The organism is Jiangella aurantiaca (assembly GCF_004349105.1).
GTDB lineage: Bacteria > Actinomycetota > Actinomycetes > Jiangellales > Jiangellaceae > Jiangella > Jiangella aurantiaca.
Window position 1 is genome coordinate 1 of sequence record NZ_SMLB01000078.1, and the last position, 15,586, is coordinate 15,586.

The window sequence follows — 15,586 nt, forward strand, 5'->3', positions numbered from 1 at the left end:
CGCCCGTCCCGCCACCTCCGCCGTCGATACCGGACCGCGCCGGCCCGGCGCCCGACGAGGCCCGGTCGGCGCCGCGACATCGCCGGCCGAGACCGCGCGTGCTGCCCTGGCTGCTCGCCCCGGTGCTGCTGGCGCTGGCAGCCTGGTGGGGCATGAGCCGGCTCGACGGCGCAGAGCGACCGGGCGCCGCGTCCACCCCGGAGCCGTCGGCCACCTACGACCCGACCGAGCAGTCGGCCGTCCCCGGCGAGCCGGTCGGCACGGCCGAGGGCCGCTGGACGCTGCAGCTGCCGCTTCTGGGAACGCAGGCGCCGGTCATCGAGATCGCCAGCGACGCCGACCGCGTCCTGCTGCCGCCCAGGGACCCACTGCTGGCGGGCTGGTGGCTCGACGGCGCCGCGCCCGGCGCCGAACTCGGCTCGGCCGTCGTGGTCGGCCACGCCGTCGAGGGCGGCGAGGCGGCCTTCAACACCGTCGCGCGCCTCCGGCCGAACGACAACGTCCTCGTCAGCGGGCCGGACGTAGAGCAGTGGTACCGGGTCGCGGAGGTCGAGACGATGTCGCCGGCCGACCTCGCGACCCGTGCGGAGGAGCTGTTCGCCCAGGACGTACCCGGCCGCCTCGTGCTCGTGACCTGCGCCGACTGGGACGGGACGGCCTTCCGCTCCAACGTGGTCGTCACCGCCATGCCGACCTGACCACGTGGTGTACGACCATGGAGTCGTGCACGAGAGCATCGAGTCCGGCCCGGACGGCGAGTGGGTGGTCCGCCGCATCACCGGCAGCGCGTCGACGAAGGCGTACCGGTGTCCCGGCTGCGACCAGCTGATCCGGCCGGCCACGCCGCACATCGTGGCGTGGCCGACGGTCACCCTCTCGTTCACCGGCGAGGGCATCGACGAGCGGCGGCACTGGCATACCGGCTGCTGGAAGGCCCGCCACCGGCGCCGCCGCTGAACGGTGGGCGGGCTCACACCGTCGTCAGCACTGCGGTCGGGGGCATCCGGGCGGCCCGGGACGCGGGATACGCCCCGGCGAGGGCGCCGACGACGATCGCGATCACCATGGTGTTGGCCACCCCGATGCCGCCGACCAGCAGGGCAACGCCACCGAGCGCCAGCAGCAGCGTCGTCAGCGTCTCGTCGGTCGCGGCCAGTGCGTCCGACGGCCGGCTGACCGTGACCTCCCCACTCCGAGAAGTTGATCTTGGAGCAACCGTGGAATCAATCGGACGAATCGCCCGGCAACCCCACGGTTACTCCAAGATCAACGTGATGTGGGCGGCTAGGGTCGGGGGATGAGCTTGCCGCTCGTCCTGATCCACGCGTTCCCGTTCACGCCCGCCGTGTACGACGGCCTCGCGGACCGGCTGCCAGGCACGACGCTGATCCGGCCGGCGCTGCGCGGGTTCGGCGGCCCCGGCCTCGACGACTCCGGCGGCGGCGAGCCGTCCCTCGACACCTACGCCGACGATGTCGCCGCCGAGCTGGCCGCGCGCGGCGTCGAGCGGGCGGTCGTCGGCGGGCTGTCGCTGGGCGGTTACGTGACGATGGCGCTGCTGCGACAGCACCCGGAGCTGGTCGCCGGCGTCGTGCTCATCGACACCAAGGCGAGCGAGGACACCGACGAGGCGAGGGCGAACCGGCTGCGCGTCGCCGACGCGGTCGAGCGGCACGGCGGCCGGGCGCTGCGGCCCATGCTCGACACGCTGCTCGGCGAGACCACCCGGCGGGATCGGCCCGACCTCGTCGCGCGGGTGACGGACTGGCTGGACGGCGCCCCGCCGGACGGCGTCGCCTGGGCGCAGCGGGCGATGGCCGCGCGGCCGCCGTCGTTCGGCACACTGCGCGACGCCGCCGCGCGCGGCCTGACGCCGAGCACCGTCATCGTCGGCGCCGAGGACACACTGATCGGCCGCGACGAGGCCGCGGCCATGGCCGCAGCACTCGGCGGGGTGCCGGTGCACGTCGTCGACGACGCCGGGCACCTCTCGCCGCTGGAGCGGCCCGACGTCGTCGCGGAGATCCTCCGCGCGGCTGTAGATGATCACGTGAAGTAGGGCCCTACCCGCTCTACCAGGCATGCATTCCTGGGGAGGCGGGAGAAGTCATAGGCCAGGGCCCTGCCGTTTCCCACGCGGCTCACGGCCGCACGGCACGACGACGGCCGGTCGCGTCCTGCCTCGAGGAGGACGCGACCGGCCGTCGGGGTCGGTCGTGCCTACTTGTCCGAGCCGGGGTCGTCGACCAGTTCGGCGTCGACGACGTCGTCGGACTTGCTGGAGCCGCCGACCGCGGGGGTCGGGTCGACCGGGGCCAGGCCGCCCAGCAGGCTGCGCAGCTGGCTGAGGTGCGCGGTGATGCTGTCGCGCTGCCGGTTGAGCTCGGCGACCTCGCGCTTGGCGGCGGTCAGCGTGGACGTCGCCTCGGACTTGGCCTCGGAGACGGTGTTCTCGGCGTGCGCCTTGGCCTCGGCGACCAGCTGCTCGGCGTTGCGCTTGGCACCGGCGACCAGGGCCTTGGCCTGCTCGTCGGCCTCGCGGCGGACCTTCTCGGCGCGCTCGTGCGCGGCGGCCGCACGGGCCTCGGCGTCGGCAGCGCGGTTCTCGGCGTCGTGCACCAGCTTCTGCGTCTCGGCGACGGAGGCCTCGTAGCGCTCGTTGATCTCGCGCTCGAGTTCTTCGCGCTTGGCGACCAAGAGCAGCTCGTGCTCGGTGTTCTCCTTCTCGGCCTTCAGCTGCGCCTCGTCGAGGATCGCCTGGGCCTTGGCGCGCATGGACTCGGCCTCGCGCTTGGCGGTGGTGCGCTGGTCGTCGACCTCACGCTTGGCGGTGGCGCGCATCTCGGTGACCTCGCGCTCGGCGACCGCGCGCAGCCGGCTCAGCTCGCGCTCGGCCTGCGCCCGGCGCTCGCTGGTCTCGTGATCGATGGCCGAGCGGACCTTGGCGGCCTCGCGCTTGGCGGTCTCGACCAGGTTCGAGGCCTCGCGATTGGCGGCCGAGCGGACCTCCTCGGCCTCGATGCGGGCCTCGTCGATGAGCTCGTCGGCGGCGCGCTTGGCGTTCGCCTGCAGCTCGCTGGCCTCGTTCTCGGCCGCGGTGCGTAGCTCGGTGGCGATGACCTGCGCCTCGGCGCGGGTCTCGCTGGCCTCGGCGTCGGCCTGGGCGATCAGCTCGCTCGCCTGTTCCTCGGCGAGGCGCAGGAGCTGCTCTATCCGGGCGCCGAGCCCGGAGTAGGTCGGCCGTTCGACCTCGCGGAGCTCGGTGCTGGCCTCGGCGAGCTCCTGACGGAGCCGCACGACCTGCTTGTCGAGCTCGTTGGCGCGGCCGCGCGTCTGCGCGAGCGTCGCCTCCAGTTGCCGCACGTGCTGCTCGACCTGGACCCGGTCGTAGCCACGCATCGCGATGGTGAACCCGCCCGTCGGCGAGCCGTCGAAGATCGACAGGCCGTCCGCGCCCGTCTCCCTGACCGCCACTTCCCTTACCTCGCTCATGTTCTCCCTCATCGGGGGTGCCACCCCGTGGGGCAGGCACACGTCATTGGTTGTCGAATCCGTCGAGGTGCTTGCCCGGGTCTTCCCCGTCACGGACGCCGAGCCCCTCGGATAGCAACGCAGACTACTCCGAAACTGCGCCGGTGCCGATGGCGGTGGACGTCCGCACACCGCGGGCTGACGGCTTGAGGGGATCGGTGGGGCGAGTCGGGCTGGGGCATCCCTCCGGAGGTCGACCTCTGGCCTCCAAGGTGCACACGTTAGTTGTCCAAATGCGAACTCACCACCGGTTGGGACAGATCCGCCGAATTCTCGTCCGGACGCCCCAGCGCCGTAATGTTCTGGACATGGGGCTGTTCACGACGATCGACCACATCGGGGTGGCGGTCGCCGACCTCGACGCCGCCGTCGAGTGGTACCGCGAGCACTTCGGCATGGAGCTCGAGCACGAGGAACGCAACGAGGAGCAGGGCGTCCGCGAGGCGATGCTGCGGGTATCTGACGGCGACGACGGCCCGCGGCTGCAGCTGCTCGCGCCGTTGCGTCCCGACTCCGCGATCGCCGGGTTCCTCGACACCCGCGGGCCCGGCATCCAGCAGCTGGCCTACCGGGTCGACGACGTCGAGGCGGTGGCCGCGACGCTGCGCGCGCAGGGATTGCGGCTGCTCTACGACTCCGCCCGTCGTGGCACCGCCGGGTCGCTGGTGAACTTCGTGCACCCGAAGGACGCCGGCGGCGTGCTGGTCGAGCTGGTGCAGCCCGCGGCGCACTGACCCGCGGCGTTACCGTAGGTTCACGTAGGCACGTCGAGGAGGACGCATGGCCGTCATCGCCGGTGGGGCACGCACCCCGATCGGGAAGCTGCTGGGTTCGCTGTCCGGCTTCTCGGCCACCGACCTCGGTGGGTTCGCCATCGAGGCCGCGCTGGCGAAGTCCGGCGTCGCACCCGGCCACGTCGAGTACGTGATCATGGGCCAGGTGCTGCAGGCCGGCGCCGGCCAGATCGCCGCGCGCCAGGCGGCGGTCAAGGCTGGCATCCCGATGACGGTGCCCGCGCTCACCGTCAACAAGGTGTGCCTGTCCGGGCTCGACGCCATCGCGCTGGCCGCGCAGCTGATCCGCGCCGGCGAGTTCGACGTCGTCGTGGCCGGCGGCATGGAGTCCATGACGAACGCCCCGCACCTGCTGCCCAAGTCGCGGCAGGGCTTCAAGTTCGGCGACGTCACGCTGCTGGACCACATGTCCTACGACGGCCTGTACGACATCTTCACCGACCAGGCGATGGGGGCGCTGACGGAGTCGGCAAACCGCACGCTCACGCGCGAGGAGCAGGACGAGTTCGCCGCCGCGTCACACCAGCGCGCGGCCGCCGCCTGGAAGAACGGCCTGTTCGCCGACGAGGTCGTCCCCGTCGAGGTGCCGCAGCGCCGTGGAAGCACAGCCGAGCCGACCTTGGTGGTTCGCGACGAGGGCATCCGCGCCGACACCACGGCCGAAACGCTGGGCCGGCTGAAGCCGAGCTTCCGGGCCGACGGCACCATCACCGCCGGCTCGGCGTCGCAGCTCTCCGACGGCGCCGCCGCGGTCGTCGTCATGAGCGAGGCGAAGGCCGCCGAACTCGGCGTCACCCCGATCGCCCATGTCGGCGCGCACGGCGTCGTGGCGGGCCCCGACTCCACGCTGCAGAGCCAGCCGGCCCGGGCCATCCAGGCGGCCTGCGCCAAGGAGGGCATCCACCCGGCGGACCTCGATCTCGTCGAGATCAACGAGGCGTTCGCGGCCGTCGGCATCGCCAGCACGCGCGAGCTGGGCCTCGACCCCGCGAAGGTCAACGTCAACGGCGGCGCCATCGCGATGGGTCACCCCATCGGCATGTCCGGCGCGCGGCTCGTGCTGCACCTGGCGCTGGAGCTGGGCCGCCGCGGCGGCGGGGTGGGCGCCGCGGGACTGTGCGGAGGCGGCGGCCAGGGCGACGCGCTGGTGCTGCGGGTGCCGTGACGGTGTCCGCGGCCGGTTCCGGCCTGGTCGAACGGGCGGCGAACGGCGACCCGCGCGCCGTCGCCCGGCTGGTCTCGCTGGTCGAGAACGGCGCGCCGGGCCTGCGTGAGCTCACCGCCGAGCTGGTCGCGCACGCCGGGTCCGCGTCCGTCGTCGGCATCACCGGCGCACCGGGCGTCGGCAAGTCCACCGTCACCTCGGCGCTCGTCGGCGCCTACCGGGCGCAGGACCTCCGGGTCGGCGTGCTGGCCGTCGACCCGTCCTCGCCGTTCACCGGCGGCGCGCTGCTCGGCGACCGCGTGCGCATGCAGGACCACGCGACCGACCGCGGCGTGTTCATCCGGTCCATGGCCACGCGCGGGCATCTCGGCGGCCTGGCGTGGGCCACGCCGCAGGCGGTCCGGGTACTCGACGCCGCCGGCTGCGACGTCGTGCTCGTCGAGACCGTCGGCGTCGGTCAGTCCGAGGTCGAGGTCGCCGCACTGGCCGACACCACGCTCGTACTCCTCGCGCCCGGCCTGGGCGACGGCGTGCAGGCGGCGAAGGCGGGCATCCTCGAGGTCGGCGACGTGTTCGTGGTCAACAAGGCCGACCGCGACGGCGCCGACCAGGTCGTCCGCGACCTCCGCAGCACCGTGCGGCTGGCCGAGCGGGCGCCGGGCGACTGGCGTCAGCCGATCGTCAGCACCGTCGCCTCGCGCGGCGAGGGCACCGACGAACTGGTCGAGGCCATCGCCGCGCACCGGAGCTGGGCCGTCGGCAGCGGTGAGGCGGAGCGCCGCCGGGTCCGCCGCGCCCGCGACGAGATCGAGGCGATCGCCGTCACCGACCTGCGCCGCCGGTTCGCCGGGCTGCACGGCGACGAACGGCTCGACGACCTCGCTCGCGACGTGCTGGCCGGCGAGCTGGATCCGTACGCCGCGGCGGAGAAGATCGTCGCCGCTGTGTCATGATCCGGCGTGGCGCTGGGGTCTTCGGGCCAACGTGAGGTACAAAGTCAGGAAGCAGCGCGCGTGGCGGGCCTCGTCCGCGCGCCCCGGTACGAAAGGATGATGCAGTGAGGAAAGCGCTCATCATCCTGGGTATCGCGTTTCTGGTCTACTTCGTGCTCACCGAGCCCGAGGGTCTCGCCGACCTGCTCGGTGAGATCGGCAACGGCATCGCCGACTTCTTCGACGCCGTGATGACGTTCTTCACCGAGTTGTTCTGAGTCCCGCGCCATGTGGACGCCCAGGAGGACTCTCGACGGGCTGACCGACGGGTTCGTCCGCTGGCTCGACCGCGTCGCCGAGGACGGCCTGCTCCGGCTGTTCTGGCGCAACTTCACCTCGTGGTTCGGGCACCGGCTGGTCAAGCGGAAGCTGGTCGCCGGCGAGGAGATCGTCGCCGAGTGCAAGCACAGCGCGATCCTGTACGTCCTGCCGGCGCTGGCCGCGCTCGGTGGCCTCCTGCTGCTCGTCGTCACCCCGTTCATGGAGGCGCGGCTGGCCTGGCTGCCGCTGGTGGCCGCCGCCGGGCTGCTCGGCTGGGCGCTGATCAAGTCGCTGTACATCGCGCGCGACCGGTTCGTCGTCACCGACTCCCGGGTGTTCCGCGTGTGGGGGCTGTTCTCCCTCAACGAGGCCGAGATGGAGATCGTCCGGCTGCTCGACATCACCGTCGTGCGGCCGTGGTGGCTGCGGCCGTTCTTCTCCGGCCACCTGGTGCTGGAGAACGCCGCGCAGGAGCAGGGCGTGCGCGACATCCACTACATCCCGCGGCCCAACGACGTCGCCCGCGTCATCCACGCGCTGCGGCGTGAGGCCACCGGCGCGTCGGCCCCGGCGGCCGAGGAGCCCAAGAAGAAGAACCCGCGTCGCCCGGACCATCCGCGCAAGCCGGGACCGGTCAGCGCGCGGCGCCGGCAAGGCGTCTACTAGGTTGGGTTCCCATGGCGGAGCCACTGGACCTGGACTTCGACCCGATCGAGCGTGCGGCGTCGATCTGGCGGGAGCGGTTCGGGCCGTCCGACGCGATGGCCGCGGCCACCTCGATCATGCGGGTGCAGCAACTGCTGATCGGTGAGTTCGACCGCATCTGCCGGCCGTACGGGCTCACCTTCGCCCGCTACGAGGCGCTCGTGCTGCTCAGCTTCAGCCGCACCGGCGCGCTGCCGATGGCGAAGATCGGCGAGCGCCTCATGGTGCACCCGACCAGCGTCACCAACACCATCCAGAGGCTCGAGACCGCCGGCTTCGTCACCCGCGAGCCGAACCCGCGCGACGGCCGCGGCACGCTCGCCCGCATCACGCAGTCCGGCCGCGACGCCGTCGGCCGGGTCACCACCGAGCTGATGGAGGCCGAGTTCGGCCTGCGCGCGCTGGGCGGCGACGACCGCAAGCAGGTGTTCGACATCCTGCGCGGGCTGCGAGTGGCCGCCGGGGACTTCAGCGACTGAGCGCGCTGAAGCCGTCGAGGTAGTCGTCGGTCTCGATGCCCAGGATGTGCCGCTGGGCGACGAAGCCGATCATGACGCCGTACATCGTGCTCGCGACCTGCTGCGGATCGGCGTCGGCGGCGAGGTAACCGGCCTCGCGCCAGCGCTCGGCCAGTTCGGCCCACCGCCCGATGAGGCGGTCGGCGATGATCGTCACGATGCTGCGGATCTCGTCGTCGCGGATCGCCTCCGACCACACGTGCAGCGCGATCTTCGTCCGGTCGGCGACGCCCTCGGACGCCGTCCGCGCCGTGATGTGGACGAGCGCGCGGCGTAGCGCTTCGTCCGGCCGCGGGACGGGGTCCGACGCCAGCATCTCCTGGAACTCCTCGTCGGCGATGCCCGCGATGCCCTCCGCCGTTGTGCGGACGAGGTCGGCTTTGCTGGGGAAGTACCGGTAGACCGCCCCGGCCGACATCCCCGACTCCGCGAAGACGTCCTGCATGGATGTGGCGTGGAAGCCCTGGCGGCTGAAGCACCGCCAGGCGGCTTCGAGGATCTGCTGCCGCCGAGCGGCGAGATGGGCTTCGGAGACACGGGGCATGAACTCATCATAAAACGAACGGTCGTTCTTGACACGCGAAGCGGCATGGCTCAGAGTGGTTAATGGAGAACGACCGTTCGTTTTACATTGTGGAGGCAACCATGCGCAGGGTCATCGGCATCGCGCTGGGCCTGTCCGTCGTCATCGGGGTCCTGGTCACCGCGTTCGTGTGGCCGAGCTCGGAGATCGCTCCGCGCGACGTGCCCATCGCCGTCGCCGGACCGCCCGAGGCCGTCGCCGCGGTGACGGAGCAGCTCGACCAGGCCGCGCCGGACGGCTTCTCCGTCGACGCCGTGGCGTCCGAGGAGGAGGCGCGCGACGCGATCGCCGACCGCGACGTGTACGGCGCGGTCGTCCTGTCGCCGTCCGGCCCGCCGACCGTGCTGACGGCGTCGGCCGGCGGGCCCGTGGTAGCGCAGCTGCTGCAGGGCGTGGCGACGTCGATGGCAGCGTCGTCCGGGGAGGCGCCCGCCGGCCCGGTGGTCGAGGACGTCGCGCCGCTGCCCTCCGACGACCCGCGCGGCACCGGGTTCAGCTCCGGCGCCCTGCCGATGGTGATGGGCGGCATCGCCATCGGCGCCGCGATGAGCTTCGTCGTTTCGGGGGTGGGACGGCGGCTGGTGGGCGCCGGCGTGGCGGCACTGGGCGGCGGCGCCGTCGCGGTCGCCGTCATGCAGATCTGGCTCGGCGTGCTGGAGGGGAGCTGGTGGGCCAACGCCGGCGCGTTCACGCTCACGCTCGCCGCCGCGTCGGTGGCGCTGATCGGCCTGCACACCCTGCTGGGACACGCGGGGGCGGCCCTCGGCGCGGCGACGTTCCTGCTGCTCGGCAACCCGCTATCGGGGGTGACGTCCGCGCCGGAGCTGCTGCCGTCCGGGTGGGGCGCGTTCGGCCAGTACCTGCCGCCGGGGGCGGGCGGGTCGCTGCTACGGTCGACGTCCTTCTTCGACGGGGCGGCGGCGGGTCAGCCGCTGCTCGTGCTGAGTGGGTGGATCGTGCTCGGCCTGGTGTTGGCGATGGTCGGCGCGCGGCGTGCTCCGGCCCCGGCCGCCGAGCCGTCGGCCGAGGTCGAGGAGGCGTCGTTCGGCCGGGCCTGACGTTGGCGCTCCCATGATCATCAAGGATCGACCACGCCATGACGGGGTCGATCCTTGATGATCACGGGAGTTCAGGACAGCAGGGTCAGCGGCGGGTCCAGGAGTCGGGGCGCTTCTGGAGTTCGATCACGTGCTCCGGGAGGCGGTCGGCGATGACGTCGGCCACCGTCGTGTGTTCCAGCACCTCGCGCAGGCTGGCCCGGACCGCCACCCAGACGCGGGTGAGCGGCTGGGCCGGACCCGGGTAGATGGTGTCCTCGGGTGGCATGCCGCGCACGGCGGCCAGGGGGCCCTCGGTGGCCCGGACGATGTCGGCGATGGTGATCTCGGCCGGTGGCTTGGTCAGCCGGTAGCCGCCGGTGGCGCCGCGCTGGGCGTCGAGGATGCCGGCCCGGCGGAGGTCGCCGAGGATGGTCTCGAGGAACTTGCCGGGGATGTCCTGCGCTTCGGCCAACTGCTGCCGGGTGGCCGACGCCGGCTGCAGCGAGGCGAGCTGCACGACCGCCCGGACGGCGTAGTCGGCGCGCGCTGTGATGTGCACGAGCCCGATCATTCCACTGCGAGTACGATGGAGCTAGTTACTAGGACGTCCAACTAAATGGAGATCCCATCATGGATGCCCACGAGATCGCTGAGGGGCGCCGACGCTGGCAGGCCAGGCTCGACGCCGCCATCGCGGCCGGCAAGGTGCGCGACACCGACTTCACCACGCTGTCCGGCACCGAGGTCGACCCCGTGTACGGGCCGCCCGAGGGCACCGACGACCCCCGGTTCGAGCGCATCGGCTGGCCGGGCGAGTACCCGTTCACCCGCGGCCTCTACTCGACGGGGTACCGCGGCCGGGCGTGGACGATCCGCCAGTTCGCCGGCTTCGGCAACGCAACGCAGACCAACGAGCGCTACAAGATGATCCTGCGCTCCGGCGGCGGCGGGCTGTCGGTCGCGTTCGACATGCCGACGCTGATGGGGCGCGACTCCGACGACGCGCGCAGCCTCGGCGAGGTGGGGCACTGCGGCGTCGCCATCGACTCGGCGGCTGACATGGACGATCTGTTCGACGGTATCCCGCTGGGCGACGTCACCACGTCGATGACGATCAGCGGGCCGGCCGTCCCGATCTTCTGCATGTACGTCGTCGCGGCGGAGCGGCAGGGCGTGGCCGTCGGCGACCTCAACGGGACGCTGCAGACGGACATCTTCAAGGAGTACATCGCGCAGAAGGAGTGGCTGTTCGAGCCCGAGCCGCACCTGCGCCTCATCGGCGACCTGATGGAGTACTGCGCGGCGAACGTGCCGGACTACAAGCCGCTGTCGGTGTCGGGCTACCACATCCGCGAGGCCGGTTCGACGGCCGCGCAGGAGCTGGCCTTCACGCTGGCCGACGGGTTCGGCTACGTGGAGCTCGGGCTGTCGCGCGGCCTCGACGTCGACCTGTTCGCGCCCGGGCTGTCGTTCTTCTTCGACGCGCACGTCGACTTCTTCGAGGAGATCGCCAAGTTCCGCGCCGCCCGCCGCATCTGGGCGCGCTGGATGCGCGACGTCTACGGGGCGAAGACGGACAAGGCGCAGTGGCTGCGGTTCCACACCCAGACCGCCGGCGTCTCGCTGACGGGGCAGCAGCCGTACAACAACGTCGTCCGGACGGCGGTCGAGGCGCTCGCGGCGGTGCTCGGCGGGACGAACTCGCTGCACACCAACGCGCTCGACGAGGTGCTGGCGCTGCCGACGGAGTCCGCGGCCGAGATCGCGCTGCGCACCCAGCAGGTGCTGATGGAGGAGACCGGCGTCGCGAACGTCGCCGACCCGCTCGGCGGCTCCTGGTACGTCGAGGCGCTCACCGACCGGCTCGAGGCGGAGGCCGAGGCGGTCTTCGACCGCATCCGCACGATGGGCGAACGGGACCGTCGCTGGCATGACACCTATGGCCCGATGACGGCGGGCATCCTGCGCGGCATCGAGGACGGCTGGTTCACCGGCGAGATCGCCGAGTCGGCCTTCCAACACCAGCAGCGGGTCGAGAAGGGTGACAAGCGCGTCGTCGGCGTCAATGTCCACACCGACACCGTCACCGGTGAGCTGGACATCCTGCGGGTGTCGCACGAGGTCGAGGACGCCCAGCGGGAGGTGCTGGCGAAGCGGCGCGCCGAGCGCGACGACGCTGCCGTCCGGGCCGCGCTGGCCGCCATGGTCGATGTCGCGCGGACGGACGAGAACATCGTCCCGGCCATGCTCGACGCGGTCCGGGCCGAGGCGACGCTGGGCGAGATCTGCGATGCCCTGCGCGCGGAATGGGGCGTCTACTTCGAACCCGCCCGATTCTGACCCGGCTGGACTGCCCGCACCCGATCTGCCACCATGCGGGCAACAGCGCTCCGACCAGGGAGGCCGCATGTTGGTGCCGATCCTGCTGGCCGCCATGGTCGCCGTCCTGCTCGCGCATGCGTGGCTGCTGCGCCGACGCGCCGACGGCGACGAGCCCGCGCGGCCGGCCACGTCCGCGCCGCTCGTCCCGCTGCCCCGCGTGCATGCCGTCGACGCCCGCCATTGGAGCAGTGCCTACTGGGACTGAACGACCCGTGTGGCAGGCGCGCGGCTGATCGGGGGAGGATAGGGGCATGAGCTCGCAGAGTTTCAGCCGCCCCGGCGCCGTCGACCTGTCCGCGCTGAACGGCGGCGGGCAGCCGCAGCAGTCCACGCCGGGCGCCGCCGGCGGTGGCTTCGTCATCGAGGTCACCGAGGCGACGTTCCAGTCCGAGGTGCTCACCCGGTCCATGTCGGTGCCCGTGGTCATCGACTTCTGGGCGACCTGGTGCGAGCCCTGCAAGACGCTCTCGCCCATCCTCGAGCGCCTGGCCGCGCAGTACGAGGGCCGGTTCGTCCTCGCCAAGATCGACGTCGACGCCAACCAGGCCATCGCGCAGGCCGCGCAGGTGCAGAGCATCCCCACCGTCGTCGCGGTGCTGCGCGGGCAGCTCGTGCCGCTGTTCCAGGGTGCCATCCCCGAGGCGCAGGCCAAGCAGGTCATCGACCAGCTGCTCCAGATGGCCGTCGCCAACGGCGTGGCCGGCCGATCCGATCCCATCCCGGGGGCCGGCGGGCCGGCCACGGCCGAGGACGAGGTCGCCGAGGAGCCGGTCGACCCGCGGTTCGAGGCCGCCTACGACGCCATCAACGCCGGCGACTTCGACAAGGCCGCCGAGGCGTACCAGCAGGTGCTGGCCGAGTCGCCGGCCGACGCCGAGGCGAAGGCCGGGCTGGCCCAGGTCGAGCTGCTGCGCCGCACGGCGGGCGTCGACGCCGCGGCCACGGTGGCCGCCGCCGACGCGAACCCGACCGACGTCGACACCCAGCTGCTGGCCGCCGACATCGAGGTGGTGTCCGGCCAGGTCGACAAGGCGTTCGACCGGCTCATCGGCACCGTCCGCCGGGTCTTCGGCGACGACCGCGAGCGGGTCCGCGTCCGTGTGGTCGAGCTGTTCGACATCGTCGGCGGCTCCGACCCGCGTGTCGTCAAGGCGCGGTCGGCGCTCGCCAGCGCGCTGTTTTAGCTGGGGCCACGGCTGCCAGCGGCTTCGGGGATGGGTCGCCCCGGGCGGCGCCTCTTCTAGCCGGCTGACGGGGGCAGCGGCAGCGGGCCGGTGAACACGTCGCCGAGCCCGTGGCGGCCGCCGAACGTCAACCCGGTGATCAGCCGGCCGTCCCCGCTGAGGTAGAGGTTCGACTCGTCCCACTCGTCGGCGCCGTCGCGTTCCCGGGTGCCGAACTGGATCCGCTCGCGCATCTCCCCGCGGTTGCCGAGCGTGCTGACGACGACGTCGACGCCGCCCGCGCTGACGCCCACCCGGCCGTCGGTGTGACCGGCGACGGTGATCGTCCCGTCCGCGCCCACGTGCACGGCGGCAGCGCGGTCGTCGCCGTCGGTGCCGTCCTGGATGATCCAGCGCGCCCGGCCCGACGACGTCACCGCGACGGCGAGCTGGTCGTTGCCGCCGGCGCTCACCGCGCCGAGCACACCGCCGGTGTGGCCGACGGCGACCACGCCCTGCGTCGGCAGCGGCGCGAGCGCGGTGAACTGATCGGACTCGGCGGTGCCGAACTGGCTCAGCCAGTCCTGCCCGCCGTCGGCGGTGAACCGGGCGACCCATGCGTCGAGCCCGCCGTGCGCCGTCGCGCCCGGCATCGCCTGCGAGGTCACGCCGGCGACGTAGACCCGCCGGTCCGCGCCGATCGTGACGGCCAGCGCCTTGTCCTCGCCGGCGCCGCCGAGCTGGCGCGTCCACAGCAGTTCGCCGTCCGGGCCGAGCCGGGCGAGCAGCGCGTCCTTGTCGCCGGCGTTCGTCGTGCCGCCGACGCTGCCGCCGGTGTAGCCGGCCACGTACAGGCCGCCGTCCGGCGCCGGGACGCTCGCGTAGCCGCGGTCGGCGGCGGCCGGGTCGCCGAACTGTGTCACCCAGTCGAGCTGGCCGGCGGCCGTGACGCGGGCGGCGACGGCGTCGTCGCGGGCGTTGGCGGGGTGCTGTCCGTCGAGGTCGCCGCGGGTGTAGCCGGCCGTGTAGAGGTCGCCGTCCGGCCCGGTGTGCAGGCCGTAGAGACGGTCGGCGGCCGGGGTGGCGAGCGGCAGCGCCCACCGCTGCGCGCCGTCGCCGTCATGGGCGGTGAGGACGGGGTCGGCGCCGCCTTCGGTGACGGCTGTGACGGTGAGGTCGCCGGTCACCGCGACGCCGCCGGCGCGGTCGTCGCCGCCGGTGCCGGTGATGTCGCCGGGGAGAGGGAGCGGGTCGGTGGTGCGCAGGTGGCCGGCGAGGTCGGCGAGGCCCTCGCGGAACGCCGGCCGCCAGACGTCCCAGTCGTGCCCGCCGTCGAGGATCCGCAGCTCCGCCGTGACGCCGTCGACCCGTCTCGCGGTGTTGTAGAGGCGGGCGGACTCGAAGTCGATGTCGTGCTGGGCGTCCTCGGGTGCGGGGTTGGCCCACTCGTCGTCGCCGACCGCGATGAACAGGTGCGTCGTCAGCTCCGCGTCGACGGCGTCCAGCAGCGCGGGGTAGTTAAGCGAGGTGTACACGTCGTCGTCGAACAGCGCGTCGCCGCGGCCGAACCCGCCGAACTCGCGCGCCGACGAGTCGGCCGGCGGTAGCGGCACGTAGACCGCCGGGCTGAGCACCATGCCGGCGGCGAAGACCTCCTGGTGGGCGAGCGCGTAGCGCAGCGCGCCGTAGCCGCCCATCGAGTAGCCGCCGACGGCGCGCGCGTCGCGGTCGGCGACCGTGCGGTAGGTGGCGTCGACATGCGCGACGAGGTCGCCGCTGAGCGCGGTCTCGACGGCTGTGCCGTCGGTGTGCTGGGAGTCGACGTACCAGTTGCCGCGGTCGCTCCAGGGCGCGTCCGGCATGACCGCGATCAGCGGCGGGACGGTGCCGTCGGCGATCAGCTGGTCGAGGTCCGCGGTGACCTGCTGCCAGGCCGCCATCGTGTCGCCGCGGCCGTGCAGCAGGTAGATGGTCGCGTACTCGTCGCTGCCGTCGTCGTAGCCGGCGGGCAGGTAGGCGGCGTACTCGACGGGGACGCCGGCGGCCCCGGCGGGCGCCGTCCCGGTGACGACGGTGCCGTGGGCGGGTTCGGGGGTTGGCGAGGCGGACGATGCGGCGGGTTCCGGCGAGGAGCCCGACGTGGTCACGTGCACCGCCGCGAGCAGCAACGATGCCGCCGCCAACGCGGTGGCTCGGTTCCGTCCCGTCATGCGTCGCTCCTTTGCGCCGTGGATCCTGGAAACGTTTCCGCGCTCGACCGAGAGTGGCCGGCTGTGTCGGATCCTGGGAGATCGGCGCTACTTCAGCACGCGCCCCGGCGACCCGTCAAGGGCTGAGGGCGTCGGCCTAGGCGTCTCCACGCATCGCCAGGCATGCGGGCCTCGCAGAGCGTGAACACCCCTGCTCAACGTGGTCATTCGGCGGCCGGGGCGGGGAGTGGGTGGGTTACGGG

At 72.7% G+C, this 15,586-nt stretch carries 17 protein-coding genes and 1 pseudogene; 13 read left to right on the plus strand and 5 right to left on the minus strand.

What is annotated here, in order from left to right; translation table 11 throughout:
• Window positions 1-698, plus strand: a 698-nt coding sequence (locus E1262_RS29265; RefSeq protein WP_203454695.1) for a class F sortase, incomplete at its 5' end; no start/stop codon positions are given.
• 25 nt (window positions 699-723) lie between these two features.
• Window positions 724-957: a hypothetical protein gene (locus tag E1262_RS29270; RefSeq protein WP_132107871.1), complete on the plus strand. Its 234-nt coding sequence runs from the start codon at window positions 724-726 to the stop codon at window positions 955-957.
• A gap of 13 nt (window positions 958-970) precedes the next feature.
• Here E1262_RS29270 and E1262_RS32265 read toward each other — a convergent pair.
• Window positions 971-1,189 (minus strand): annotated as a pseudogene (locus E1262_RS32265) (hypothetical protein); the annotation flags it as partial.
• Window positions 1,190-1,297: 108 nt separating this feature from the next.
• Here E1262_RS32265 and E1262_RS29280 point away from each other — a divergent pair.
• Window positions 1,298-2,059 carry an alpha/beta fold hydrolase gene (locus E1262_RS29280; protein WP_132107872.1) on the plus strand — a complete coding sequence of 254 codons (762 nt, stop codon included), beginning with the start codon at window positions 1,298-1,300 and terminating at the stop codon, window positions 2,057-2,059.
• 161 nt (window positions 2,060-2,220) lie between these two features.
• Here E1262_RS29280 and E1262_RS29285 read toward each other — a convergent pair whose 3' ends face one another.
• On the minus strand, window positions 2,221-3,492 hold the full coding sequence (locus E1262_RS29285; protein ID WP_132107873.1) for a coiled-coil domain-containing protein: 1,272 nt from the start codon (window positions 3,490-3,492) through the stop codon (window positions 2,221-2,223).
• A gap of 347 nt (window positions 3,493-3,839) precedes the next feature.
• Between E1262_RS29285 and mce the strand changes: the two genes are divergently transcribed.
• The 6 genes from mce (at window position 3,840) to E1262_RS29310 (ending at window position 7,927) form a co-directional block, all read left to right on the plus strand.
• The gene (gene mce, locus E1262_RS29290; RefSeq protein ID WP_132107874.1) at window positions 3,840-4,265 is read left to right on the plus strand and encodes a methylmalonyl-CoA epimerase; all 426 of its coding nucleotides are present in this window, start codon (window positions 3,840-3,842) and stop codon (window positions 4,263-4,265) included.
• 46 nt (window positions 4,266-4,311) lie between these two features.
• Entirely contained in the window at window positions 4,312-5,490 is a 1,179-nt protein-coding gene (locus E1262_RS29295) for an acetyl-CoA C-acetyltransferase (RefSeq protein WP_132107875.1), read from the plus strand.
• A complete protein-coding gene (gene meaB, locus E1262_RS29300) occupies window positions 5,487-6,443 on the plus strand; it encodes a methylmalonyl Co-A mutase-associated GTPase MeaB (RefSeq protein ID WP_132107876.1) in 957 nt (318 codons plus the stop codon). The genes E1262_RS29295 and meaB overlap by 4 nt, the downstream gene beginning before the upstream one ends.
• Before the next feature lie 104 nt (window positions 6,444-6,547).
• Entirely contained in the window at window positions 6,548-6,700 is a 153-nt protein-coding gene (locus E1262_RS30690) for a hypothetical protein (RefSeq protein WP_157574795.1), read from the plus strand.
• 10 nt (window positions 6,701-6,710) lie between these two features.
• On the plus strand, window positions 6,711-7,409 hold the full coding sequence (locus E1262_RS29305; RefSeq protein ID WP_132107877.1) for a PH domain-containing protein: 699 nt from the start codon (window positions 6,711-6,713) through the stop codon (window positions 7,407-7,409).
• A gap of 11 nt (window positions 7,410-7,420) precedes the next feature.
• On the plus strand, window positions 7,421-7,927 hold the full coding sequence (locus E1262_RS29310) for a MarR family winged helix-turn-helix transcriptional regulator (RefSeq protein ID WP_119660076.1): 507 nt from the start codon (window positions 7,421-7,423) through the stop codon (window positions 7,925-7,927).
• Here the strand turns inward: E1262_RS29310 and E1262_RS29315 are convergent.
• Window positions 7,917-8,510 (minus strand): TetR/AcrR family transcriptional regulator, encoded by a 594-nt coding sequence (locus E1262_RS29315; protein WP_132107878.1) that lies wholly within the window; start codon window positions 8,508-8,510, stop codon window positions 7,917-7,919. The genes E1262_RS29310 and E1262_RS29315 overlap by 11 nt on opposite strands.
• A 101-nt stretch (window positions 8,511-8,611) precedes the next feature.
• Here E1262_RS29315 and E1262_RS29320 point away from each other — a divergent pair, with 101 nt between their 5' ends.
• Window positions 8,612-9,607: an ABC transporter permease gene (locus tag E1262_RS29320; RefSeq protein WP_132107879.1), complete on the plus strand. Its 996-nt coding sequence runs from the start codon at window positions 8,612-8,614 to the stop codon at window positions 9,605-9,607.
• Window positions 9,608-9,692: 85 nt separating this feature from the next.
• On the opposite strand, the gene E1262_RS29325 is transcribed toward E1262_RS29320, so the two are convergent.
• A complete protein-coding gene (locus E1262_RS29325) occupies window positions 9,693-10,148 on the minus strand; it encodes an RrF2 family transcriptional regulator (protein WP_132107880.1) in 456 nt (151 codons plus the stop codon).
• A 71-nt stretch (window positions 10,149-10,219) separates the two neighbouring features.
• Between E1262_RS29325 and E1262_RS29330 the strand changes: the two genes are divergently transcribed.
• From E1262_RS29330 to E1262_RS29340, 3 genes are all read left to right on the plus strand, one after another.
• Window positions 10,220-11,929: a coenzyme B12-dependent isobutyryl-CoA mutase large subunit gene (locus E1262_RS29330; RefSeq protein WP_132107881.1), complete on the plus strand. Its 1,710-nt coding sequence runs from the start codon at window positions 10,220-10,222 to the stop codon at window positions 11,927-11,929.
• A 67-nt stretch (window positions 11,930-11,996) separates the two neighbouring features.
• A complete protein-coding gene (locus E1262_RS29335; protein ID WP_132107882.1) occupies window positions 11,997-12,176 on the plus strand; it encodes a hypothetical protein in 180 nt (59 codons plus the stop codon).
• Window positions 12,177-12,222: 46 nt separating this feature from the next.
• Entirely contained in the window at window positions 12,223-13,155 is a 933-nt protein-coding gene (locus E1262_RS29340) for a tetratricopeptide repeat protein (RefSeq protein WP_132107883.1), read from the plus strand.
• Window positions 13,156-13,211: 56 nt separating this feature from the next.
• Here the strand turns inward: E1262_RS29340 and E1262_RS29345 are convergent, their stop codons facing one another.
• Window positions 13,212-15,344, minus strand: a complete 2,133-nt coding sequence (locus E1262_RS29345; protein WP_132107884.1) for an alpha/beta hydrolase-fold protein — start codon at window positions 15,342-15,344, stop codon at window positions 13,212-13,214.
• Window positions 15,345-15,586: the final 242 nt, after the last annotated feature.

Excerpts from the sequence above, each read along its gene's own strand:
- E1262_RS29280 (WP_132107872.1), top strand. The coding sequence starts at position 1,298 with ATGAGCTTGCCGCTCGTCCTGATCCACGCGTTCCCGTTCACGCCCGCC.
- E1262_RS29285 (WP_132107873.1), bottom strand. The coding sequence starts at position 3,492 with ATGAGCGAGGTAAGGGAAGTGGCGGTCAGGGAGACGGGCGCGGACGGC.
- mce (WP_132107874.1), top strand. The coding sequence starts at position 3,840 with ATGGGGCTGTTCACGACGATCGACCACATCGGGGTGGCGGTCGCCGAC.
- E1262_RS29295 (WP_132107875.1), top strand. The coding sequence starts at position 4,312 with ATGGCCGTCATCGCCGGTGGGGCACGCACCCCGATCGGGAAGCTGCTG.
- E1262_RS29305 (WP_132107877.1), top strand. The coding sequence starts at position 6,711 with ATGTGGACGCCCAGGAGGACTCTCGACGGGCTGACCGACGGGTTCGTC.
- E1262_RS29310 (WP_119660076.1), top strand. The coding sequence starts at position 7,421 with ATGGCGGAGCCACTGGACCTGGACTTCGACCCGATCGAGCGTGCGGCG.
- E1262_RS29315 (WP_132107878.1), bottom strand. The coding sequence starts at position 8,510 with ATGCCCCGTGTCTCCGAAGCCCATCTCGCCGCTCGGCGGCAGCAGATC.
- E1262_RS29320 (WP_132107879.1), top strand. The coding sequence starts at position 8,612 with ATGCGCAGGGTCATCGGCATCGCGCTGGGCCTGTCCGTCGTCATCGGG.
- E1262_RS29330 (WP_132107881.1), top strand. The coding sequence starts at position 10,220 with ATGGATGCCCACGAGATCGCTGAGGGGCGCCGACGCTGGCAGGCCAGG.
- E1262_RS29335 (WP_132107882.1), top strand. The coding sequence starts at position 11,997 with ATGTTGGTGCCGATCCTGCTGGCCGCCATGGTCGCCGTCCTGCTCGCG.
- E1262_RS29340 (WP_132107883.1), top strand. The coding sequence starts at position 12,223 with ATGAGCTCGCAGAGTTTCAGCCGCCCCGGCGCCGTCGACCTGTCCGCG.
- E1262_RS29345 (WP_132107884.1), bottom strand. The coding sequence starts at position 15,344 with ATGACGGGACGGAACCGAGCCACCGCGTTGGCGGCGGCATCGTTGCTG.